The organism is Thalassobacterium maritimum, from assembly GCF_031127805.1.
GTDB classification, from domain to species: Bacteria; Verrucomicrobiota; Verrucomicrobiia; order Opitutales; family Coraliomargaritaceae; genus Thalassobacterium; species Thalassobacterium maritimum.
This window is the reverse complement of sequence record NZ_JARXHW010000005.1, coordinates 94,460-117,697: the sequence shown is the minus strand read 5'-3', so window position 1 is coordinate 117,697 and position 23,238 is coordinate 94,460. Positions and strand designations below refer to the sequence as shown.

General features: G+C 54.9%; 17 protein-coding genes. 7 read left to right on the top strand and 10 right to left on the bottom strand.

Going from position 1 to position 23,238, the window contains the following annotated elements:
- Positions 1-41: 41 nt before the first annotated feature.
- From QEH52_RS03870 to QEH52_RS20675, 4 genes are all read left to right on the top strand, one after another.
- Positions 42-1,535, top strand: a complete 1,494-nt coding sequence (locus QEH52_RS03870) for a sigma-54-dependent transcriptional regulator (protein WP_308948736.1) — start codon at positions 42-44, stop codon at positions 1,533-1,535.
- Positions 1,536-1,587: 52 nt separating this feature from the next.
- Complete coding sequence (locus tag QEH52_RS03865; RefSeq protein ID WP_308948735.1) at positions 1,588-4,413, top strand: alkaline phosphatase family protein; 2,826 nt, start codon at positions 1,588-1,590, stop codon at positions 4,411-4,413.
- 129 nt (positions 4,414-4,542) lie between these two features.
- Complete coding sequence (locus tag QEH52_RS03860) at positions 4,543-5,202, top strand: PEP-CTERM sorting domain-containing protein (protein WP_308948734.1); 660 nt, start codon at positions 4,543-4,545, stop codon at positions 5,200-5,202.
- Positions 5,199-5,636, top strand: a complete 438-nt coding sequence (locus QEH52_RS20675) for a sigma 54-interacting transcriptional regulator (RefSeq protein WP_308948733.1) — start codon at positions 5,199-5,201, stop codon at positions 5,634-5,636. Before QEH52_RS03860 ends, QEH52_RS20675 begins: the two co-directional genes overlap by 4 nt.
- Here the strand turns inward: QEH52_RS20675 and QEH52_RS03850 are convergent.
- Together QEH52_RS03850 and QEH52_RS03845 are read right to left on the bottom strand one after the other, a co-directional pair.
- The gene (locus QEH52_RS03850) at positions 5,560-6,486 is read right to left on the bottom strand and encodes a nucleoside hydrolase (protein WP_308948732.1); all 927 of its coding nucleotides are present in this window, start codon (positions 6,484-6,486) and stop codon (positions 5,560-5,562) included. The genes QEH52_RS20675 and QEH52_RS03850 overlap by 77 nt on opposite strands.
- Positions 6,487-6,725: 239 nt before the next feature.
- A complete protein-coding gene (locus QEH52_RS03845; RefSeq protein WP_308948731.1) occupies positions 6,726-8,486 on the bottom strand; it encodes an NADPH-dependent assimilatory sulfite reductase hemoprotein subunit in 1,761 nt (586 codons plus the stop codon).
- A gap of 197 nt (positions 8,487-8,683) precedes the next feature.
- Between QEH52_RS03845 and QEH52_RS03840 the strand changes: the two genes are divergently transcribed.
- Positions 8,684-10,504 carry an assimilatory sulfite reductase (NADPH) flavoprotein subunit gene (locus QEH52_RS03840; RefSeq protein ID WP_308948730.1) on the top strand — a complete coding sequence of 607 codons (1,821 nt, stop codon included), beginning with the start codon at positions 8,684-8,686 and terminating at the stop codon, positions 10,502-10,504.
- Between the two features lie 234 nt (positions 10,505-10,738).
- Here the strand turns inward: QEH52_RS03840 and msrB are convergent, their stop codons facing one another.
- The gene (gene msrB, locus QEH52_RS03835) at positions 10,739-11,353 is read right to left on the bottom strand and encodes a peptide-methionine (R)-S-oxide reductase MsrB (RefSeq protein ID WP_308948729.1); all 615 of its coding nucleotides are present in this window, start codon (positions 11,351-11,353) and stop codon (positions 10,739-10,741) included.
- Positions 11,354-11,605: 252 nt separating this feature from the next.
- Here msrB and QEH52_RS03830 point away from each other — a divergent pair, with 252 nt between their 5' ends.
- The gene (locus QEH52_RS03830) at positions 11,606-12,805 is read left to right on the top strand and encodes a saccharopine dehydrogenase family protein (RefSeq protein WP_308948728.1); all 1,200 of its coding nucleotides are present in this window, start codon (positions 11,606-11,608) and stop codon (positions 12,803-12,805) included.
- A gap of 10 nt (positions 12,806-12,815) precedes the next feature.
- On the opposite strand, the gene QEH52_RS03825 is transcribed toward QEH52_RS03830, so the two are convergent.
- The 3 genes from QEH52_RS03825 to QEH52_RS03815 are packed head-to-tail and all read right to left on the bottom strand — an operon-like array spanning position 12,816 to position 16,948.
- Positions 12,816-14,804 carry a hypothetical protein gene (locus QEH52_RS03825; RefSeq protein WP_308948727.1) on the bottom strand — a complete coding sequence of 663 codons (1,989 nt, stop codon included), beginning with the start codon at positions 14,802-14,804 and terminating at the stop codon, positions 12,816-12,818.
- Positions 14,805-14,817: 13 nt separating this feature from the next.
- Entirely contained in the window at positions 14,818-15,249 is a 432-nt protein-coding gene (locus tag QEH52_RS03820) for a hypothetical protein (protein WP_308948726.1), read from the bottom strand.
- Positions 15,250-15,292: 43 nt separating this feature from the next.
- Positions 15,293-16,948 (bottom strand): ATP-binding cassette domain-containing protein, encoded by a 1,656-nt coding sequence (locus tag QEH52_RS03815; protein WP_308948725.1) that lies wholly within the window; start codon positions 16,946-16,948, stop codon positions 15,293-15,295.
- A gap of 53 nt (positions 16,949-17,001) precedes the next feature.
- Here QEH52_RS03815 and QEH52_RS03810 point away from each other — a divergent pair, with 53 nt between their 5' ends.
- Positions 17,002-17,643, top strand: coding sequence for a hypothetical protein (locus QEH52_RS03810; protein ID WP_308948724.1), 642 nt, complete (start codon positions 17,002-17,004; stop codon positions 17,641-17,643).
- A gap of 37 nt (positions 17,644-17,680) precedes the next feature.
- Here QEH52_RS03810 and QEH52_RS03805 read toward each other — a convergent pair whose 3' ends face one another.
- The 4 genes from QEH52_RS03805 to QEH52_RS03790 all read right to left on the bottom strand — a co-directional run bounded on the left by QEH52_RS03805 (position 17,681) and on the right by QEH52_RS03790 (position 23,216).
- Positions 17,681-19,738 (bottom strand): hypothetical protein, encoded by a 2,058-nt coding sequence (locus QEH52_RS03805; RefSeq protein WP_308948723.1) that lies wholly within the window; start codon positions 19,736-19,738, stop codon positions 17,681-17,683.
- Positions 19,722-20,984, bottom strand: coding sequence for a DUF3142 domain-containing protein (locus tag QEH52_RS03800; RefSeq protein WP_308948722.1), 1,263 nt, complete (start codon positions 20,982-20,984; stop codon positions 19,722-19,724). The genes QEH52_RS03805 and QEH52_RS03800 overlap by 17 nt, the downstream gene beginning before the upstream one ends.
- Before the next feature lie 97 nt (positions 20,985-21,081).
- Positions 21,082-21,858 (bottom strand): acyl-ACP--UDP-N-acetylglucosamine O-acyltransferase, encoded by a 777-nt coding sequence (lpxA, locus tag QEH52_RS03795; RefSeq protein ID WP_308948721.1) that lies wholly within the window; start codon positions 21,856-21,858, stop codon positions 21,082-21,084.
- Positions 21,859-21,875: 17 nt separating this feature from the next.
- Complete coding sequence (locus tag QEH52_RS03790) at positions 21,876-23,216, bottom strand: bifunctional UDP-3-O-[3-hydroxymyristoyl] N-acetylglucosamine deacetylase/3-hydroxyacyl-ACP dehydratase (protein ID WP_308948720.1); 1,341 nt, start codon at positions 23,214-23,216, stop codon at positions 21,876-21,878.
- Positions 23,217-23,238 lie beyond the last annotated feature (22 nt).

Here is a 23,238-nt window from a genome sequence, read left to right as displayed (position 1 = left end):
TAGTTACATTATACGTATAGCTTGATTACATTTTATGTAATATGACTCGTTCCCAAATTGAATACGTGCTCACCGAGATCCGTCAACTCACCTTCGACAACCCTTTCGGTCCTGAGCGAGCGCAACGTATCGAGCGCATGCTCAAGCAGCTCGGCACGCCTAGTGGTGAGGCACATCCACTGCAGCTCGCGTCTGCAAACTTCCGCAAGCTGCTACCATGGATACGCAGCACTGAACAAGCGCTCTTGAAACAGCTAGCGACGCAACCACTGCCCGAGGCATGGAAAGATCGTGCGTCTTGTTTTGCCTTTTTCGCGCTCTACCACGAGGTCGCCAACGCACTCGACCAACTCATTCGCAACCGAGCCGCCGACAGTCATCAAAACCGACAAGTCTACACAAAGATCCAGCAAGGCGTAGCGGAGCGTCACCGCCTGATCGAGGGCATGACGGATCGCATCTGGAATCAGCCCGAGCACCTATTCGCCTGTTTCTATCAATTGCGCCGCGCCTTTCACCACATCCACCATGAGATCATCGGCGACAGCACGCCGATTCAGCGCCTACGGATGCAAGTGTGGGAAAGCGTCTTCACCAAGGACATGATGAGTTACCAACAGTGGATGTATGAAGCCGTCGGCCGCTTCCCCACCCTGATTCTCGGCCCCTCCGGCTCGGGCAAGGAAATTGTGGCGCGAGCAATCGGTCTGTCGCGCTTCATTCCCTACCAAGTCAAAGCAGGTACATTCGAAGCCTCGGCCCCCGATAGTTTTCACCCCGTCAACTTATCCGCACTGTCAGAAACGCTGATCGAGTCGGAGTTATTCGGACACCGCAAAGGCGCGTTTACCGGTGCCAACCAAGACCGCGCGGGGCTCTTTGCTAGCGCAGGCGCCTACGGCACCGTGTTTTTGGATGAGATCGGCGACGTCAGCGAATCCACACAGGTCAAACTACTGCGCCTGCTCCAATCCGGCGAATACCAAGCCGTGGGCGACAATCAGACACAACACTACTCGGGTAAAATACTCGCCGCGACGCACAAGGATCTACATGCCGAGATGCAGGCTGGCCGCTTCCGCGAAGACTTCTTTTACCGCCTCTGCGGCGATCAGGTGCAAACCGTCGCTCTACGCGAAATCCTCCAAGATCGCCCCGAGGAACTGGACAACTCCGTGCACTACATCTGTCGCAAATTATTTGGTCCCGTAGGCGCCGAGGCACTCAGCCCACGCATCGTCAGTAGCCTGCAAAGCCAAGTGCCAGTCGATTACGACTGGCCCGGTAACTTCCGCGAGCTCGAGCAAGCGGTGCGCAACATCGTGGTCCGCAACGAATATCAAGCAGTCAGGCACCCGCCATCGCAGAGCCCCACACAGCAAATCAGCCAAGCCTATCAGCGCAGCAGTATGACCATGGCCGAATGGATACAAGCCTATGCGAAGCAGGCCTACCAACAGCTCGGCAGCTACAAAAAGGCCGCCGAACGTCTGCAGGTCGACCAGCGCACAATCAAGAAATGGGTGGACTCATGAGTCCTCAGTTTCTTGATTTGCCTCGCAATACAAGTTTCTTCAAAAGCAAGCGATGCAAAAAAGAAAAATCCTTTTAGTCGGCTGGGACGCCGCAGATTGGAATGTCGCCCGCCCACTGATGGATGCGGGAAAAATGCCCGGCTTAAAGTCCTTGGTCGACCAAGGAGTTTCAGGCAATTTGGCCACAATCCGCCCCGTGCTCTCGCCGATGCTTTGGACTAGTATCAGCACTGGCAAGCGCGCATGGAAACACGGCATACACGGCTTTGTCGAGCCCACGCCCGATGCTAAGAGTATTCGTCCCATTACCAATCTCTCGAGAAAGACAAAATCGATATGGAATATACTCGGTCAGAATGGCTTAAAGAGTAATGTAATCGGCTGGTGGCCTTCACACCCAGCGGAACCGATAAATGGTGTGATGGTGTCCAATCACTACCAAAGCTCTCAAAAATTCAACGCAGATGATTGGCCCTTGAAGCAGGACTGCATTCAACCCAAACGCTTAGAAACTGCCCTAAAAAAACTTCGCTTACACCCGGCCGAACTCAGCAACGAGCATCTCTTACCCTTTATTCCTCGCCTACTTGAAATCGACGAGAAACAGGACCCACGCGTCGGCTACTGCGCGAAAGTAATCGCCGAAATCACAAGTGTCCAAGCCGCAGCAACTGCCTGCATGCAAGTACAGGAATGGGATTTTTCAGCCGTTTATTTCGATGGCATTGACCATATCAACCACGCATTTATGAAGTATCATCCACCTCGCCAGGAGTGGATCGATCCCAAAGATTTTGAACTCTATAAAAATGTAGTGGAGACGAGCTATTGCTACCACGATATGATGCTGCAAGTGCTCCTGTCCCTGGCCGGAGAGGATACTACAGTCATGCTCATCTCAGATCACGGATTTGAAAGCGGGCGCCATCTACCTCGCAAGCTGCCCAACCAACCTGCCGGTCCCGCTCAAGAGCACAGCCCATACGGCATATTTTGCTTAAAAGGCCCCGGCATTCGCGGCGCTGAAGAAATACATGGTGCCTCGATTCTCGATATCACACCTACCTTACTGCAGCTATTTAACTTCCCCGTGGGGCGCGACATGGATGGCAAAGCACTCGTTAATTGTTTCGCCGAAAAACAAACAGTTCAGTATATCGATAGCTGGGATGAGGTCGAAGGCGACGCAGGCTGCCACCCTCCGGAAATGCAACTCGACACAGTAGAATCTCAGGAAGCCATCCGCCAACTCGTAGAACTCGGTTATATTGAGGAACCGAGCTCAGATGGGCAACAAGCTGTCGATGAGTGCATTCGTGAGCTGCAAATCAACTTAGTCGATGCCTACATAGATGGCGGTCGCTATACCGACGGACTGCAAGCCGCCGAAAAACAATGGGCACGCTGGCCAGATGATTCACGCGTCGGCTTACAAGTCATTCGATGCTACCTGTTTCTGAATGAAACCACCAAAGCCAGAGCGGCCTACGAAAAACTCGTTCAAACCAAGCTTAACTTGGCTCAGGCAGCGCAACAAGAGCTCACCCAACTAAAAGAAAAACTAGCAAGGGAGCACCAGCAGCAAGCATCTGAAGCAAAAGCCGAATCGCTTCCCTTCGTTCCCCCAGGACCGACTCCTAAAGAACAGCAACGAATCAGAAAGCTAGAAGGACTCATCTCAGACGATCAAATCAATATGCGTCACTTGGAGGCCACTCTCTTGCAATTGGAGGAAAAGCCCAAACAAGCCATCGCACGACTCAAACAAATCGAGGACCTCCAAGTAGCTCACCGTCCTAGCTTATTTAACAAGCTAGGCGAGCTGCACCAACAATTGAAACAATGGGATCTGGCCGAAAAATATTACTTAAAGTCCTTATCTACCTACCCGAACTCTCACAATGCGCACTATGGATTGGCCAACATTTATCTAGAACAAAAAAAATACTTTGAAGCAGCTGCTTCCGCCATAGCCTCGATCAAATTGATATTTCACAATCCACGCGCACACTTTATCTATGCGACAGCGCTCACGCATCTGGATATGCTCGATCTGGCAGAACAAACCTTTTTAACCGCGATCAGCCAAAGTCCGAACTATCCCGCCGCACACAGGCGCCTGGCGATTCTCTACGTAAAAATGGGCGAGACTGAAAAAGCTGCCCGCCACCAAGCTTGGGCAGAAAAGGCTAAAGCCCAGGCAGAAATGATACGAACAGAGCCACTCTCAGAGTCCAAGTGGTTGCCGCGTTTCCCCGAAATATGTACGCAGACAAACCGATTAGCAGCACCCAGCGATGATGTGCTCATCATCGTCTCCGGGCTCCCTCGCAGTGGCACCTCCTTAATGATGCAGATGCTACAAGCCGCGGGAATCAAGGTTGTGAGCGATGGTAAGCGTACCGCCGATGAGTCCAACCCACGTGGCTATTTTGAAGATGAGCGCATCAAACAACTCACAACCACTCGCAATAACAAATGGCTCCACAAGCACAAAGGCCAAGCGGTTAAAATCGTCGCACCACTCATTCCCAATCTCCCTCAGGATTTGGCCGCTCGCATCGTCTGCATGCATCGCAAGCCCGCAGAGATCTTAGCCTCTCAACGCAGAATGCTAGAGCGCGAACAATCAGGCGGAGCCATCATCGAAGATCGAGCCTTAGCGAAAGTATACTCAAAGCAGTTACAGGCAGTAAACGATATGGTGGCTCAAAATAAAAACCTGGAAATGCTCCCCGTCGATTACTCAGAGGTAATCAAACAGCCCGAGCAAATCGCACAGCAAGTCTGTGCATTTCTGAAACTGTCCGTAGACAGTAAAAAGATAGCAGCTGTCGTCGATCAAAGCCTCTACCGCAACCGCGATGAGTTAAAATAAATACAACTGTAAAAGTTCATTCCCTATAACAGTTCCAATAGCCATTACTGCAGCAGCCAAAATAGCATAACAACCTTGACAGCAAATAGATACCACCCATAACCTGACATCGCACCAAACCTTATAGCCATGATAAATAAAGCTGATAAATCCAAAATCACCGCTTCCTCCATCTCAGCTCTCATCGCATCATCCGCTTCAGGCGCGATTGAGGTTAACGTAATCAACCAGTCCTTTGATATCGAATCACTACCAGTTAGCGACCTCACTCAGTCTGCAACTCATAGCGTGTTCGTTGACCCTGTAAACACAAGTGGTTACATTGCGATTGCCTTTCTAGATAACCATGGAGATGGAAGCGCTCAAATTGATAGTATCTATCTGTATGCCTACAACCTAGGCTGGGCACAGGGCGCAACTTGGCACAACTTAGGCACAACAGGAGTCGTCAGCTCTGCGATGATGACAGGATACCCTGGAAGCTACACTGGATATTCCAATTTCGTCTATTTGCCCACACCGACTTACAATAATATAGTGAATGGAGCAAACAACTACATGGGCTTCAGCACTGAACGCGGAGGCTCGATTCTCTACGGATTACTTGAATACAGAATCGATTTATCTGATCCAAAGACTGCCCACGTGGACTTCCTCAACTCCTACATTGAAACCAGTGGTAGCAGCCTCGATATCGCCGCGGCAGTTCCCGAACCTGCAAATGCAGCAACCGGGCTAGGACTTTTGGCTTTAGGCGCAGCTGGCGTGCTACGGCATCGTCGCCAGTGAGAAGCAAAGCACTTGAGCCCTTCAACAGTGCCTGGATTGATGACATGCTCACCGAGATCCGCCAACGCACCTTCGCCACCACCCCTTCGGCCCTGACGAGCACAACGCATCGTGCGCATGCTAAAGCAGCTGGCACATTCAGTTGTGAGACGCATTCGCATGCAGCTCGCGTCCGTAAAATTCAGCGGGCTGCTTCCTACCGATGCGCAGAAACGCTGATCGAATCGGAGTTATTTGGACACCGCAAAGGCGCGTTCACCGGTGCCAACCAAGACGGCGCGGACCTCTTTGCCCGCGCAGGTGCCTACGGCACCGTGTTTTTGCATGAGATCGGCGACGTCAGCGAGTCCATACAGGTCAAACTTCCCCCAACAAACGCGCGGTTAGATGCGTATGAAATGCACCCAAATCTCGCCAGCGCAGAGCCACTCTAGCGGAGAAAGCCCCCTGTTCATGGCGACGGGTAAAGCCATCGTCACTCACATCGAAGCGTATTTGCTCGATCTCCAGCAAGTCCTCAGCATATGCGAGATAAACCGCCACACAATCGAATAGTATACTCGAGCGTAATGCGAAAAAATCGCAATGCATCCAAGACACACGCGAAGCGAAAAAACAATAATTTTCAATGATCGATCGTAACATCGGATCATCTGTCGCACTCCAAACACGACGATAATTCGCTCCATCCAAGATCACGGACCCGCAAGAGTCCAGTGGCGTGATCAGGATATCTCTCCACGGTGCAGACAGCACACGCCGAAGCGCTTCAGGAGCATTGCGGACATTCGATTCAGCCACCGCAGGCGCCTGCTCATGGTAGCCGAGATCGAAACTACCAAACATCCCCACCAGTCGGCAACGGCTCGCGATGCCTGGGGCACGTTCCAATGCAGCCGCGAGATTGATTGCGGGACCGATCGCAATGATGGTCACTGGCACCGGAGACGCGTCAATGAGCTCGATCATGCGCTCAACACCATCTTCCACAATCTCTCCAGGATAGTCCGCGAGTGCATAGCCCACCACCCAAGGCGCTTGATTGCGAGCGGGCAGCGGCGCATCTGTGACCGGCACACCGCAGCCGACCGGCACCTCGGTGCGCCCTGAAAGCTGCAAGAACTTGGCAACGATCCGACTACGGTAGCCACTGTCGCCGGCCTCGGTAAGTATCAGCTGAGGGTCTAGCTCGGGGCTACGAAGAAATTGCGCCAAGGCCCAAGTGTCGTCCATGTCCGAGCCTATGTCAGTATCAAAAATAACGGGAATGCGATCTGTAATCATGGGGCAATGGGGGTTCATTAAATCTTAAAATTTCGAGGCACAGCAGAACCAGACCTAAATTACGCTCGACTCGCAAGATATAGTTTTTTTTGAATACAGAGCCCCAGACGGCCGAAAGCCATCGCTCTGAATCTACATGTTTTTGAGACGTGTGCACGCATTTGCGCTCCGACAGCGATCTACTAGCTGCCGAAGCGCATCGAAATGTGCCATCCGCTGATTTCGCTAGCAGCGATCCGCTAGGCTTCCGCGCCGATGTTGGCGTGGAAGTTGTTGCCGGCAGTGGTCGCTTGAACGTAGCCTTTGCGGATGGTGAAATCGCCGAAGCGTTCGCCCTCTTCGCGCTCTTTGGCGTATGCAAGTAGGATCGGCTTGAGCTCATCGATGATCTGCTGGTGGGTGACGGATGTGCGGTAGAGCTTGTTTAAACGCTCACCGTCAAAGCCGGCACCTAGGTAGAGATTGTATTTACCGGGCACCTTGCCCACGAGGCCGATCTCACCCAAATACGGGCGACCACAACCATTGGGGCAACCTGTGGAGCGAATCACGATTTCGTCATTTTGCAGACCCGCTTCTTCGAGAATCACTTCCAAGTCGGAAACCAGTGTCGGCAAATAACGCTCCGACTCTGCCAGCGCGAGACCGCAAGTAGGCAGCGCCACACAGGCAATCTGACTGCGACGCATGCCGGACGCGCTCTTGTAGCCGTCCAGACCGTATTGCTCGACCATCGCATCGATGGTCGCCTTGTCTTCGGCCGCGACGTTACTGATGATCAAATTCTGATTGGCAGTCAGGCGGAACTCCCCCTTGTGCACTTTCGCGATCTCCAGCAATCCGGTCTTAAGCGGCTTGTCTGCGAGGTCGACGACACGCCCACCTTCGATGAAGAGACCGAGGTGCCATTTGCCATCCGCACCTTCAGTCCAACCATAGCGGTCGCAATTGCTGACAAATTTGTATTCGCGAGCCTCTTCCAGCTTATAGCCGAGACGGTTTTCCAACTCTTCGCGAATCCACTCCTTACCGAGGCGCTCCACGGTGTATTTGAAACGGGCGTTGGCGCGGTCTTCGCGGTTACCATGGTCGCGCTGAATCGTGACGATCTTTTCGGCCACAGCGACAACTTGCTCCGGTGTGCAGAAAGCGATGACTTCACCCAAGCGCGGGAAGGTCTTTTCGTTACCATGAGTCATGCCCATGCCACCACCTACGCTGACGTTGAAACCGAGCAGTTTGCCATCTTCAACAATCGCGATGAACCCGAGGCAATGCGCAAAGACGTCGACGTCATTGTATGGAGGAATCGCGATCGCGATCTTAAATTTACGCGGCAAATAAGTCGGCCCATAAAGTGGCTCAACCTCATCGCCCTTGCAGTCCTGCGAGCGCTCCGCAGCCTGCGGCACAGTCAGCTGGATCGGCTTACCGTCCAACCACATTTCAGAAAATGCAGGTGTCTGCGGCTTCAAATGCGCATCCACCTCGAGCGCCACTTGCTGCACCGCCGCATGCACTTCGGAAGCAAAAGGGTTGGGATTGCACATTACGTTGCGATTCACATCACCACAGGCGGCCAACGTTGTCATCGCCACCTCGTTGCAAGAATTGATCACATTCTTGAGGTTCCCCTTCAAGATGCCGTGCAATTGAAAAGCCTGACGCGTGGTGATCTTAAGCGTGTTAAAAGCGCAATAATTCGCCAGGTCATCCATCACGATCCACTGTTCGGGCGTGCACACGCCACCCGGCAAGCAAATACGAGCAAGAAAGGAGTAGGCTTTGTCCAGCTTATGCTTACGGCGATTCGCGCGCACATCGCGGTCGTCCTGCTGATAAATACCATGGAACTTGGAAACCTGCTGGTCATCAGCAGAAATGGAGCCCGTGGATACATCGGCCAGACCTTCAAGGATCGTGCCACGCAGATAGTTACTGCGAGTCTTGATACCCTCATTTTTGTGGAGTTGCGGAGCTGATTGGCTGTCAGAAATCATAATAAACCTCTTAGTAAGTGTCTCCCGTTCAGTGTTGCAAACGTAGAAACACCGCCAGGGAAAAAGAAATCTACTCGTAAACTGATTCTTTTCTTAGGTTTGTCACTCAAAAACCTAAGAAAAGACCGAAAAAGCAGAAAAAGTCTAGCATTTCGGTCGATGCGTGGTTTCATACCAGCTTTTCAAAAAGCAGAAATATGAGCACCACCGATCCAGTCGTTCCGCAAACAGCGCCGCTTGCCCCTGAGCAAGTCGCCTCGTTGAACAGCCTCCTCAAGGGCCTCCAAGCCGACCAGTTACTCTGGATAGAGGGCTTCATCAGCGGCCTACGCGCCGGAAGTGGCAGCGCGACGCCTGCCACAGTAGCACCGGCTGCGGCCCCCGTAGCCACACCAGAACTGACCGTGCTCTATGGCACCGAGTCCGGCAACTCCGAGAGTTTGGCCGATCTGACTGTGAAAGCAGCCAAGGCAGCAGGCTTCAAATCCAAAGCGGCCAACATGGCCGACCTCAAGCTCGGCAAGCTCAAAGACATTCAAAACTTGCTCGTCATCGTGAGCACCTGGGGCGAGGGCGATCCCCCCGAAACAGCAGCCGATTTCTACGAAGCATTCATGAGCGATAAAGCGCCCAAGCTCGCCGACACCCGCTTCTCGGTAATGGGCCTCGGCGACACCAGCTACGAGGACTTTTGCAAAATGGGCAAAGACTTCGACGCACGCCTGGAAGCACTGGGCGGCAAGCGGATCGCAGACCGCGTCGACGCGGATGTGGACTACGACGACGACTTTGCCAAATGGCACAAAGCGGCGCTAAAAGCGCTGAAAGCCGCCGCACAACCGGCCGCCGCCCCAGCCAGCGCCCCAGCACCGGCAGCCAAGCCGGCCGCCCCGATCAAATACTCTCGCAAGAACCCCTTCCCTGCCGAGCTCAACGAACGCGTGATGCTCAACGGCGAAGGTTCGGCCAAGGAAACCATCCACCTCGAATTCAGCCTGGAAGGTTCTGGCCTCGAATACCAAGCTGGCGACGCACTCGCCGTGGTTCCCCACAATGCGGAAGATGTGGTCGAAGACTTCATTCAGACCGCAAAACTTGACGCCGAGGGCCCCGTCCTAATTAAGGAGCGCGAATTCACACTGCGCGAAGCACTCACCAGTCAGCTGGACATCACTTCCCTCTCGATGCCCGTCATCAAGCGCTACAACGAGATCGCCAAGGACCCGAAGCTCACTGAGCTGCTAGATCCAAGCAACAAGGCAGAGCTACAGAGCTACATTTACGGCCGCGAGATCATCGATCTCTTACACGAGTTTCCTGCCAAGGAAATCAGCGCCGATGCCCTGGTCGGCATCATGCGCAAGCTACCACCACGCCTCTACTCGATCGCATCCAGCCCCAAGGCACACCCAGGCGAAGTGCACCTGACTGTCGGCGTGGTGCGCTACGATGCCCACGGCCGCAACCGCAAGGGCGTCTGCTCCACCTACTTGGCGGAACGGATCGCTGAGGGCGAAAAGGCCGACGTCTTCGTCACCCCCAACAAGCACTTCAAGGTGCCCGCCGACAATGACCTGCCGATGATCATGGTCGGCCCCGGCACTGGCATCGCTCCCTTCCGCGCCTTCATCGAAGAGCGCAAGGAGCTCGGCGCCAAGGGCGACAACTGGCTCTTCTTCGGCGATCAACACTACTTGACCGACTTCCTATACCAGACCGAGTGGCAGGACTACCTCGCTGACGGTATTTTGACTAAGCTCGACCTGGCCTTCTCACGCGACCAAAAGGAAAAAGTCTACGTGCAAGACCGCATGCGCGAGAACAGCAAAGAGCTCTACGCTTGGCTGGAAAAAGGCGCTTACTTCTACGTCTGTGGCGATGCCAGCCGCATGGCGACCGACGTCGACGTTGCGCTGCACGACATCCTCCAACAAGAAGGTGGCCTCAGCGAAGACGATGCCAAGGCCTACGTCAAAAAGCTTAAAGACGACAAGCGCTACCTACGCGACGTCTACTAGCACGGTTTTTACGCCCCGCCTGGCAATGGAGCATAGCTCATTGCCAGGCAGGCCCTAAAATCGAAGGCCATGCGCGAACTTAGCGCGACAAACCAAACAAACATCAACTTTGCCGAATTGTAGCCGAGTGCTTCAGCCTCGGTTCCGAAGGTCCAAAGCATCCGCTCCGGCATGACGCATACGGGGTCTAAAGCGCCCCGCCACTGCCGGCCTCACTCAAGCCGTAAGCTCGGACTACTCGTGATACCACGCTTCAACCAGCGCTTTCACCGCTTCGGGTGACTCCGCCGCCTCAAAGCTCAGCGAGGCCGAATTGATGCAGTAACGCAGCCCGGTCGGCTTGGGCCCATCGGGAAAGACGTGTCCCTGATGCGAGCCACAGACATTGCAGTGCACTTCGACACGCACCATCCCGTAGCTCATATCGCGGGTCTCCCCCAGTGTGCGCTCATCGATGGGACGCACAAAACTCGGCCAGCCCGTGCCGGAGTCAAACTTATCGGTGCTACTGAACAGCGGCGTATCGCAGCCGATGCAACGGTAGAGCCCGGTTTGCTTATTCGAATTGTAAGGATTTTGAAAAGGACGCTCCGTCCCCTGCTCACGTGCGACATGATACTGCAGATCCGTCAGGCGCTCCCGCCACTCTGCCTCCGTGCGTTGAACCGGATACTCACCGCTGGTCAAATCCACATGCGAAGGTAGGCCGCAGGCCGACGCACATTCGTTGACATTCACATCAGTCGTTGCGGGAGGAGTATTATTATCAGGCATAGCAAAAGAAAAGAGTGCACCGGCCAACAAGAGAAGAAGGACCACAGGGCCGACACTGCGGAATTTAAGATTCATATTCATAAAACCTAAGAGCCCCCAAACTAGCCAGTATTCCCACGAATGCAAATCACGAAGCCAGCGTAAGACAGGCGCCCCGCCTGTCCCCAATAAAGCGCCACGCCTGTCACCAATAAAGCGCCCCGCCTGTCACCCAGAGAGTCCCCCGCCTCTCACCCAACAAAGGCGCCCAACAGTCCCCCCAGACAAGTGTCCATCCCATGCGAAATAAACTTGAAGAATACGCAGCACTAAGACTTATGTACGCGCATGTCTAAAGTTATTATCATCGGTGCCGGGGGTGTAGGTAATGTAGTTGCGCAAAAATGCGCCCAACTCACAGATATTTTCACCGAAATCGTGCTCGCTTCGCGCACAGTCTCTAAATGCGATGCCATCGCAGCCGATGTGCTCGCCAAGACGGGCGTCACCATTCGCACCGCCGCCATCGATGCCGACAACGTCGCCGAGACCACCACTTTCCTCCAGGCCGAAAAGCCAGAGCTACTGATCAATGTCGCGCTGCCCTATCAAGACCTGACACTGATGGACGCCTGCCTCGCAGCTGGCGTGCACTACATGGACACCGCCAACTACGAGCCCTTGGACGAAGCCAAGTTCGAATACAAATGGCAGTGGGCCTACCAGGACCGTTTCAAAGAAGCAGGGCTCACCGCCCTACTCGGCTCCGGCTTCGACCCCGGCGTGACCAATGTCTTCTGCGCCTACGCACAAAAGCACCTCTTCGACGAGATCGAGACCATCGACATCCTCGACGCCAACGCCGGCGACCACGGCTACCACTTTGCCACCAACTTCAACCCCGAGATCAACATCCGCGAGATCACCGCCAACGGCCGCTACTGGGAAGAAGGCGAGTGGAAGGAAGTCGAGCCCATGAGCGTGCACCAGGTCTACGACTTCCCCGTCGTCGGCGAACAAGATGCCTACCTGCTCTACCACGAAGAGATGGAATCGCTGTGCCAGAACATTAAGGGCCTCAAGCGCATTCGTTTCTGGATGACTTTCTCACAAAAGTACCTCACCCACCTACGGGTGTTGGAAAACGTCGGCATGACCTCGATCGAGCCAATTGATTTCCAAGGCCAGCAGATCAAGCCCATCGAATTCCTCAAAGCCGTGCTGCCCGACCCAGCCAGCCTCGGCCCCCGCACCAAGGGCAAGACTTGCATCGGTTGCGACATCGTCGGCATCAAAGACGGCCAAAAGAAGCGCGTCTTCATTTACAATACCTGCGATCACCAAGAGTGCTACCAAGAGGTATCCAGCCAAGCAATCAGCTACACCACCGGCGTGCCTGCGATGATCGGCGCACAAATGATCTTAAAAGGCCTATGGCAAGAGCCCGGCGTCTGGAACATGGAACAGCGCGATCCCGATCCCTTCATGGAAGAGCTCAACCTGCGCGGCCTCCCCTGGCAGGTGATTGATCTGCCCCTGGAGAGCTAAAGAGCATCCACTACTGCGCACGTAATCCCGCCAGCAAGGCCTCGGTCTCGCGCTGGATGCCTTGGCGACACAGACGGCTGACTGGATAAATATCCTGCGCAGCGAGGTAGGCCGCCAGTGCGCCCGCATGATGCCCGTCCTCTGCTTGCCGTTCAGCACGGTCGACTTGGAGCACAAAATCCGCCACCCGCGGTGCCAGTTCGGCACGAGCCTGATTCATGGGGCCATCGCTCGAATCAATCTTGGCCGCTTCGACCAGTAGCTCCCAAGCCGCATAGGCTTCCCCTTGCTTCACGAGCTCCTGGCTCTGGCTGACCAACAAGTCAATTCGAGCCACCTGCTCAACCACTTCCATCAGCAGTGGACGACGCTGCGTATCTTCCGCCAAAGCAAAGCCGAGGTCCATACGACGCTCATATATCCCGCGCCGGTCCATCCGCTTATAGAGATCGTCGAAAATCTGCACCCCTTGTGAGCCAGCCGTGGCCAACTTGGTGGTTTCTTGCTGAAACTCGCGAATCGCTGGATTCGAAGGCCAAATATCGATCGCAGTCTGCAGCTCGGAGCGTGCCTTATCGATATCACCCAAATTACGATACTGTGAAGCTGCAAAAACCGCCATATCACTCATACTCTTGGCGGTCTCAACTGAGGACAGCACTCGGTTCTTGGGAAAATCTTCGGCCAAATCGGAAATACTCAGTGCCAGCTCCGAAACCCCGTCATAATCCTTGGCCTCCGCCAATTCACCCGCTTCAATCAAAGCACGATAAAGGTCAAGCATCGCGCGCCGCTGATCGGTCGGGATCTTATTCAGCTCGGTCAAATACTCTCCAAGGAAAAACACCTCCTGCAAGCGCTCCAATGCGATCAAATTGCGCTCTTCATTATAAGCCGCATTCACGGCATCCACCCCTTTGTTGACATCATTGATCGCCTCGCGCGCAATAAAAGTCATACTATCCACGGTGAAAGACAGGTCACTACCAGGCAGGAATTCCTGCAACTGCTCCTTGCCCACCTCAAGCGCCTGATGGGAACCTTTAAAGATCGATTGGTAAAAGCCTGCCAAGACCAAAGCATGCTCGAACCGGCGCTGTATCATAAAACTGACAATTTGACTTTGAAATTGTAGCTTCGCCTGCAGCCCGGTCATTGCCGACTGCGTCTCCAGCGCCAGAATCTTAGCCTCGGTCTCCGCCAGATCCAACATGCGAAAAGCAGCCTCCGAAGTGAGTGTCTCACTGCTATTGGCCGAGCTCTCACTATCATCACGCTGCCCTAAACTCGTCTCTCGTAAACGCTTCTCGCGAATGCTCTGCAGCGCCATCGCACGATTAGCGACCACTTCCTGCTGGTATTTTCGCAGCTGTTGGAGCTCCCGCTGATCCATACTGACGCCTCGGCTCTCTTTGCGAATACGCCACGCGTTAAAGACCTGATTGGCCACAATAGTGCTATTACCACCGTCGAGCTCGAAGCGGGACGCACGAAAGAGCAACTGCCATGTATCTAAAATCGCGTCGTCACTGTTATCGTTCGAGACCGCCAGACGCTCAATAATGTCCTCCATCAATTTCGCATATTGCGTCTCTTCTTCGGTTGGAGAGGCCAGTAAGAAACGTTCAAAGCGCGAGCGAAAAGCGCGCTGTTCGGAAAGGTTAAAACGCTTCCCCTTCCACTCGAAACTGCCATTCTCGAAATCCATCGAGTCACTGCTCGGATCAAACACACGGTTCGCCATTTCCAAGAAGGTATTACTCTCAAACATCCCATTCGCCGGTGCTGACATGCCCGCTTGTGCAGTTTGCGGCTGTGCTTGCGGCTGTGACGCCATCGAACTGCCCCCATTCATAGGAAAACCACCTTGCGCGAACGAGGATTGTGGCAACAGCCACAAAGCAATGCCCGATGCCAGAGCCAAGCCTAGAGGCTTCACTGGCAAAGACCGCCAAGCCCCCGCAATGTGGACTTCGCGCGCAATAGGAGTGAGACTCACCTCCTTTTGGCGATTAATATTTGCGCAATGCATCCACATAAATAAGTCCTCCCTGTTCAATAATGACCTGAAATTCATAGCGTTGCCCCACATGCAAGTTGCCTCCGACGGTTTCGGGCACAAACACAGGCAAACGCGCATCATGGCCCTCCGCCACAACTGCCAAGACACGCCCCAGCCCCTTTTCCCATTTCAACTGCTCATTAATCTGCGCCCGCAGCACATAACGATTGCCCAAGAAATCTCCCGGCTTCTCCAGATAGTTCTGAATCGGCAGCACCTCCAGATCCGAGCCAGCGCCCCCGCTGCAACCAGTCAGCCCAGCCAGCCCAGCCAGTCCGCCCCATCCGGTGAGCAGGCAAGCCGCCCATAAAGCACCACGTGAAATAGAAAATAAGCCAAGGCCTCGCAGGAAGCGGCGAATCAAGGGTATGGGGGAAAGCATGTAAAATGACATCGTAACAAAGTCGCAAAAGTTTCAATAAGAGTTAATTCCAACGTTTTTTCTGGCAACCCCAAAAGACCATCACGGCACCCATCAAAAAGTGTAACAACAAGATACTCGCCGCCAGCCCCGACGATGGAATCCATTCATTCGAGTCGACACGATAAGCATCATACAAGCGTGTGGCTCGCATGGAACCAAAATAGCCCGCCCAGCCCCAGTAGGCATTGATAAAAGGACGACACAGCCAAACCAACATATCCGGCAAGGCCAGCACGATACCAGAGAGTGGCAATTGGAAGCCGACTAAATACACAGAAAGCAAAGATGCCTTATCCGCCGAATTAAAGATCGCGGAAAAGCCGAGGCAAATGGCTGTCATTGAAACACAACTCAATACCAACACCCCCGCTTGCGGTAAACTTGCGCCAGGGAACTCACAAATATACTTCACAAAGCCCATCATCCAGAGCCCCTGCAGCACCGCAACGAATGAAGCAAAGATCAGCTTGCTAGACGCATAGGCCCCCGCACTGAGCCCTGCGAAACGCTCCTTTTCAAAAATTTGCCGCTCACCCGCAATCTCTCGCGCCCCGTTGTTGCTCCCCATCAAAGTCAGCAAAATGACTTGAAACAAGATTAGCCCCGTCACCAAAGAGGCCATCTCCAAAGCATCGACCCGATAGCGCAGGCTCGCTTCCATTTGCTCCAAAGCCCCGCCGCCCACATCCATAGACAAGCCGCGCAATTGGGGGATTCCATCCCAGGCAAAAATCGTCACCAATAAAGGAAAGCCCAAAGTGATCCCCAAGGTCAGCAACCAATAACCACGATCACGTTTGAAAAGCAGCGCACGTCGTATCAACAAGGTCCAGGTTTGCGCAAGCGCACCCGGCGCAGGCGGTGCCCGCACTGCTTCAATGGGCTCCGCAGGCGCCAAGCCAACAGACTCCTCGCCCCAGCGCGCACGCCAATGCTCGATGGAGTGCTCATTCAGCCGATCATAAAGGTGCAAGGCGTCGGGAATATTAAAATAAACATTCAGCGCCTCTAAAGTCCCCTGAAATACCACCGCACCCTCATAGACCACCGTAATCCAATCAAACACATCCAGCTTCGCCAAATTGTGTATGATACATATAAAGGTCTTCCCACGCTCATCGCGCAGCCTTTCCAACACAGCGAGAATTTGATCCTCCGAGCGCGGGTCCAACCCGCTGGTCACCTCATCGCAAACCATACATTGCGGATCTCCGACCAATTCCAAGCCCAGCCCCAAACGCCGAAGTTGCCCCCCGCTGAGATCCGAAACACGCTTATCACGATGTTCTGCCAGCCCGATACGTCGCAAAATCTCCTCCAGTCGCGCCAGCTTAACTGCGCGATCACGCACACATAGATCCAGCGCATAGCAGAGCGCCTCCGCCACCGAGAGTCGCTCATGAGCAATACTAAACTGCGGCGCAAAAGACAGCTTTCCCAGCAGATCCGAACTCTGCCGAACTGGCTCCCCCGCATAACTGATCGCCCCCTCACTCGGTAAAATGCCCAGCATCGCTTTCACCAAAGTCGTCTTGCCGCAGCCCGACGGACCAATTACCGCATTCAGCCCCCTCGGCTTAAAGAGCGCCGTGGCTCGATCCAAAATGCGTACACCAGCGGGCTGTATTTCAACGGTAAGATCCTTACAAGCTAACATTATTGAAACAAATTACCTTTGCCCACGATCAAAAGGCCAGCATTTTGATTCTTATGTTGTCATTACGAAATCTCCTGCCTGCCCTACTGCTCACGGTCTTGACCTGCCAACTCTCCGCAGTCTCCATCACCACCCGTGGCATCAAAAATCCTGCAATCTATGGAATCGAGTTTCCAGGCGACACACGCGCTTACTACGGTAAAGAAGATCATATTCAATCCATCTCCAGCCAAGAGTATATCACCGCCAACTTCCGGGTCACTGAACTAAACATCGTCACCCAAGGCACCGCTCTCGTGCGCATTTACCACAGCCGCCCACTACGCATCGGCGAGTTGCAACAAGCGATGAGCAACGCCGTCGACGCAGCCAGCACTCCCGGCGGCTCCTCGATCATTCAACGCCCGCTGCCCGCACAAATACAGGCCATGGCCGACCGCGCCGCCGGCATCACCGACGCCGTGACAGGCACCGAAGTGATGAAGGAATATCCCATCGCCACCCACGCGCACACTATCGAGTATCGCATCGGCAGCCGCAAAGAACTGCTCGAACTCCACGAACAAGTCAAAAAGCACTGGCTCAAAGAGCCCGCCTACTACGAAGGCGGCCAGATCGTCGACGAATCCGAAGCCGTAGAGACCAAAATGAAACCCCGCCACCTAGGCGGCACACTATTCAAAGTAGAACAATAAAAGAAGTTCGAATCTAACGTAGCGTGCTCGCTTGCATCTAATGGCTCAAGTGCTCGCTTTCAGTTGAAAATGGCTGAATGCGATCAAGCTCGACGCGGGGGAACCAATTGATGACTGCGGCGGCTTGACCGAGTTCGGTGTCGGGGCAACGCACCACCAAGAGTTTAAAGAGTCGGTCGGCCTCAGAGGGGTCGCGGTATTTGATCCAGCTGCCTGCCACACAATAGATGCGGGCGGCTTGCTCGCTGTTGTTGGGCAATAGGCTGGCCCCGAGCTCTGCCAGGCGCACGGCGCGATAGCGGTAATGGTAGCGTTTATCTGGCAGTATTTGGGTTTGCTTGGCTCGATCCACTTCCTCGCCGCTGGGCTCATTGATGGGATTTCCGTAGCTGTAGAGCCTATTTTGACGTGCCAGCGCCACATCCCCCCACTCCAACGAGCCTTCGGTCCAGGCGTAATCGGGCGCGAGCTCGGCGGCGAAGAGTAGCATGCCGTATTCACGCATCAAGCATGCAGCCTCCCAAAAATGACGAGCACGAGTGGCGGCCTCTTGACTCAAGTCGTTTGCGGAGCGCATGGCCTGCAAATAGGCCTCGGCTTGCTGGCGGGCATCGGGCTGAAAATGCTCAAGCGCTAGCTCAAATCGTCCTTCGCGCATTAAGCGCCGCGCCAAGAGTGCATGGGGATCACCATGATAATGGTCAGACTCTTCGCCAAACTCGCTGAGACGGCTCTGCACCCATTGAATTAATTCATCGATCGACAATAAACGCTCGAGCACGTAAGCGCAATCTTCCCAACTGTCGGCATTCCAAAAGCAATCGGCGGCTTCGACGAAGCGTGCCTCGCGCATCATGAGCAACCCGAGTTCGCCCCAGGCGCGTGAGGTGCTCAAGCGCCGCCAGTCGGTATCGGACGCCTGCATGTCTTCGGTGAGCGCGAGCAGCAGTGTGCGCCCTTCCTCGATACGCCCGGCTCGTAGCAGTAGCTTACTTTTGACCCAGAGTGCGAGTGCATCGCTGGCGGCGGCATGGCTGATCCACAAGCGGGCCGCGCTGAGGTTGTTCTGCTGGTACTCCATCAGAGCAAAGCGCCCAGCCTCTGGCAGATGTATTTTTTCGATATCAGGTAACAAGCGCAGGAAGCGCTCGCGCAACTCTGTGTTGGCTTCATCGTCTCGCTGAACCAGTAAATACGCGGTCAGCACGGCGCGACTGGTCTCGTCTGCTAACAAGGAGGCGAGCTTACGGTCATGACAACGATACCATATATCGCGCGCGACGAGTTTCAGACTTTGCTCGGCATTTTCATAGCCGGCGGCCCATTGCCGTAGGTAGAGTTCGATGGCGGCTTGGTAGTCCCCCTGATCTAAATACACGCGTGCTTCGCGCCCATAGCTGGCAGCGGCCAAGCCCTGCGAGTCGGGATAGCCGGCCTCGACGAGTTCGCGCACTTGTGGGAAATACGTGAGCGCGGCTTGCGGGCATGCCTTTGCAATCATGTAAGCCGCCATGACGGAACGTTGCTGCCGCTCGGCGGCGGGCAAGTCTAAGATGGCTTGCCAATTCTCACGCGCGGTCTGGTGCTCGCCCTGATAGTACGCGAGCGCTGCTTCGAGATAGAGCGCAAACTCGGCCGGCAAGCCCTCGGGCACAACTAGCGCATCCAAGCTAATGGGCTCGGGCGTGTCATCGGAGCCATCGGAGTCATCGCGATAGGCGGAGCGGCCGGGATGCTCATAAGCATATTTGATACGATTCAAGTGCGAACGAAAGCTCTGGTAATCGGCCACGATGGCATCAGCAGCGTCCTCTGTTACTTCGGCAAGGCTGAGCGAGGCGCGCAAGGCCTCCAGCGAGGACTGCCCGCCCAAGGGTTCGCTCTCTAACTGCGCCTGATGCGGCACGGAGTCTGGTAAGAGGTGGCGCAGTTCGTAGCGGAAGCCAACCTGGGGCGGCTGGTAAAAGACATCATCATTGCGCAAGACATAGGATTCCGGCAGCCAGGGACCACAGGCCTGAGCGAGCGGCAAGAGACTCAGCCAAATTAGGCTGCCGAGTGTGAGCGTGAAACTGTGCTTAGTCGTCATCATCATTTAAAATTGTAATTTGCAAGTTGGCGGCGTCCTGAATGCGCAACCAACCGATCGTCCAGCGTGTGCCTTGAGCTAAGAGCGGGGCTTCCATCCGAGTGGGCCATTGCCAAAGTAGTGCCTGCTCGGAGAGTGCCCGCACATTGTAATGACGCTGCCCATCCCAGGCCAGCGCCTCGCCACTGCGCCAGGAGAGCTGCACCGCACGCGGTGGCTCCGCGGCGACTTCGGAAGCTTGCAGCAACTCGATCTCCACCAGTCCGTCGGCTTGCACGCGAGCCTGGGCTTGCCAGCTGGCACTGGCGACGCTGCCTAGCATGACTGCCTGCCAAGTGCCGGGGTCCCAATTGTAGCTTTCCTGCCCGATCGGTAAGCGATACCAAATCACTCCACGACAGGTAGCGGGGCGCGCATGCTGCAATTGACGCACTAAGCCGGCCATCGCCTCAGGCTCAGCGCGCAGCACGCGGTAGCTCCAAGCTGGATTTTTTACCGGCGAGGCATTTTCGCCCGCCACCTCGACCAATTCGCCAGAGGCCGCGTAGCCCAAACGGTAGGCATAGGTCGGCAGTGCGACGTGATATGGCTTCACGAACTGCCCCGCCTGCTGCACCCAGCGCTGCGCAAGCTGAGGATCGCACAGCGAGGCATCTGAATCGATGCGATCGGCCCGCTGCACGCTGTGCACCTGCAAGACAAAGTGATCGACGGGCACCAACAATTGGGCGAAGGCAGCAGAACGCTCCATCCAGGTAGGTAAAGTGGTGATCGAAAGCGCAGGGCCGTCCAGTTGTGCGCGAATTAGGTGCAGCCAGTGGGCGTAGCCCTCAAGCTGGCGGGTCGCACAGTCGAAATCAATTTCTACCGCGGCCGGCTCGATGCCAGCCGCGCGAGCCCGGCGCAATGAATTCGCCACAGTGTCGAGTAGGCAGCGCGTCATGGCTTGATCCTGCTGAAAGGAGCCTGAATAGACGGCGGCTCGAATGGCTAAAGTGATCGGTAAACCACGCGCTTGCAGCCGTGCCCAATCGGGCACGATCTCTACCCGGGTCGGCTGAGCGGAGTCGCTGAGCTTGATTTCGGCACACAGCACAGTGAGGCCATCGAGCGCAGTGGTCTGCTCCGCGACCGCGGTGGATACCGCGGGAGTCCAGGCTCGCTGCCACAGATAGGCGGCCTGACTCATCTCGGCCCGAACACTGAGCAAGAGTGCCGCATAGATCAAAAGAACCGCCGTGAATCGTCGCATCCCAACAAATTAGAGATACGGGACAGTCAATAGCAAGCGAGCGTCTTTGATTGTGAATATCTTTTGCCGTCGCAAGCGACTCAGACGATGACAGCGCCTAGGACAAGCCGCGTTCGCTCGCTTCGACGAAGGCTAAAAAGGTTTGCACGATGGCGCAATCGCCGGCCATTTCCGCGCGCAGTTTTTCAGCGGCTTGGCGGCGGTTGAGACCTTCTTTATAAAACATTTTAAAGACACGGCGCACGAGATTGACATCCTGCGCCGTGAAGCCGGCGCGTTCCAGGCCGACCTTATTCGTCGTGCGCACCATCGCAGGGCTACCGTCAGCAATCATATAAGGCGGCACATCTTGCACCACCTTAGAGGCGGCGCCCACCATGGCGTAATCGCCCACGCGACAAAACTGATGCAAGCCGGCGCCCCAGCCCACATTGACATGATCCCCGAGTTGCACATGCCCTCCGAGGGCTGCGTGGCTACTCATCACCAGATGATTGCCCACGATACACTCATGCGCGATATGACTGTAAGCGAGTATCAGATTATGATCCCCGACGATGGTCTCGGTATTTTCAGTCGTGGCACAGTGCACGGTGGTGAACTCGCGAAAGACGTTACCGTTGCCCACACGTAGACCGGGGCAGCCGCCCCGATATTTTAAGTCGTGAGTTTTCCCGCCAACATAAGCGTAGGGGTGCACTTCGTTATCCTCACCCATGGTGGTGGCCCCATCGACTGTGGCGTGGTGCATCACTTCGGTGCCTTTGGCGATTTTTACCTGAGCACCGATGTAGGCGTAGGGCCCGACGATGACACCCGGCTCTAGCTCAGCGCCGGGTTCGATAATTGCAGTCGGATGAATGTCCGTTGACATGAGAATATGTGTTAGAATTAATCCGTAGCGTCCGCCAGCATGAACATCAGTTCGGCGCTAGAAACAACCTTGCCGCCAACGGTGCACTCACCCTTGGCAGTGGCGATTTTGTTGCCGCGAATTTTAATCAGCTTCACGCGAATCTCAATCGAATCCCCCGGCTCCACCGCTTGACGGAATTTCACCTTATCCACGCTCATGAAGAAGGCGATCTTGTTTTGCTCGACGGGCAGCTTGCGCAGCAGCAAGACGCCAGCGGCTTGTGCCATCGCCTCCACCTGGAGCACGCCAGGCATCACAGGACGGCCGGGATAGTGTCCCTGAAAATAAGGTTCGTTGATGGTGACGTTCTTGAGCGCGACCAGCTCGTCTTCGCTCACGATCTCGATCACGCGGTCGATCATCACGAATGGATAGCGGTGCGGCAAGATGTCGAGCACCCGACGGATGTCCATGACGGTCTCGGCAGAATCGACAGAAACGAGCTTTTTCTTACGCTCTTCCTTGCGCTGCTTGGTGCCTTTAATCTTTTCGATGAGCTTCTTTCGCAGAACTTTGGAAAGCTCTGCATTCAGTGCATGACCGGGGCGCACACCAACAAAGTGCGCCTTAATCGGCATACCGACGAGGGTAATATCGCCGATAATATCTAGCATTTTATGACGCACAAACTCGTCCTTAAAACGGAGCGGTTCCTTGGAAAGAATCTTGTCGCCCTTGATCACAATGGCGCTGTCGAGGCTGCCGCCCTTAATTTTACCGAGTTTGAGCAGCTCCTCGATATCCTCATAAATGGTAAAGGTGCGAGCGGGCGCGACTTGCGCAATGTAAGTCTCGGGGTCGATATCGAGACTGAGATGTTGCGTGTGAATGCCGCGGTCGTCGGCTGAGGTGCACGTGATACGAAATCCATCGTGCGGCAGCGCGATGATGGAGGAGTTGCCGCGGGTGACGGAGACGGGCTCTTCGAGCACGAAATATTCACGCTCCGCGTCTTGCTCCACAGGTTCCGCTTGCTGAATCAAGTTGACGAAGTGCTTTGCGGAGCCGTCCAAGATCGGGGGCTCGCTGGCATCCATCTCGATCACGACATTATCCACTCCGCAACCACTCAGGGCACTGAGCACATGCTCGATGGTGTGCACCTTGGCGTGACCATCCGCGATGGTAGTGCTACGCACAAGGTCGTCCACCAAGTCGATGAGTGGCTTGAGCTCTGGCTTACCGAAGAGGTCGATACGACGAAAGATCACGCCGGTATTTTCCGGAGCAGGTTTGAGTGTCAGGTTAACATCTTCGCCTGTGTGCAGAGATTTGCCCTTGATGGAAACTTCCCTCAGTATGGTGCGTTGTTTCATAAAAAATGGATAATTCGGTGTG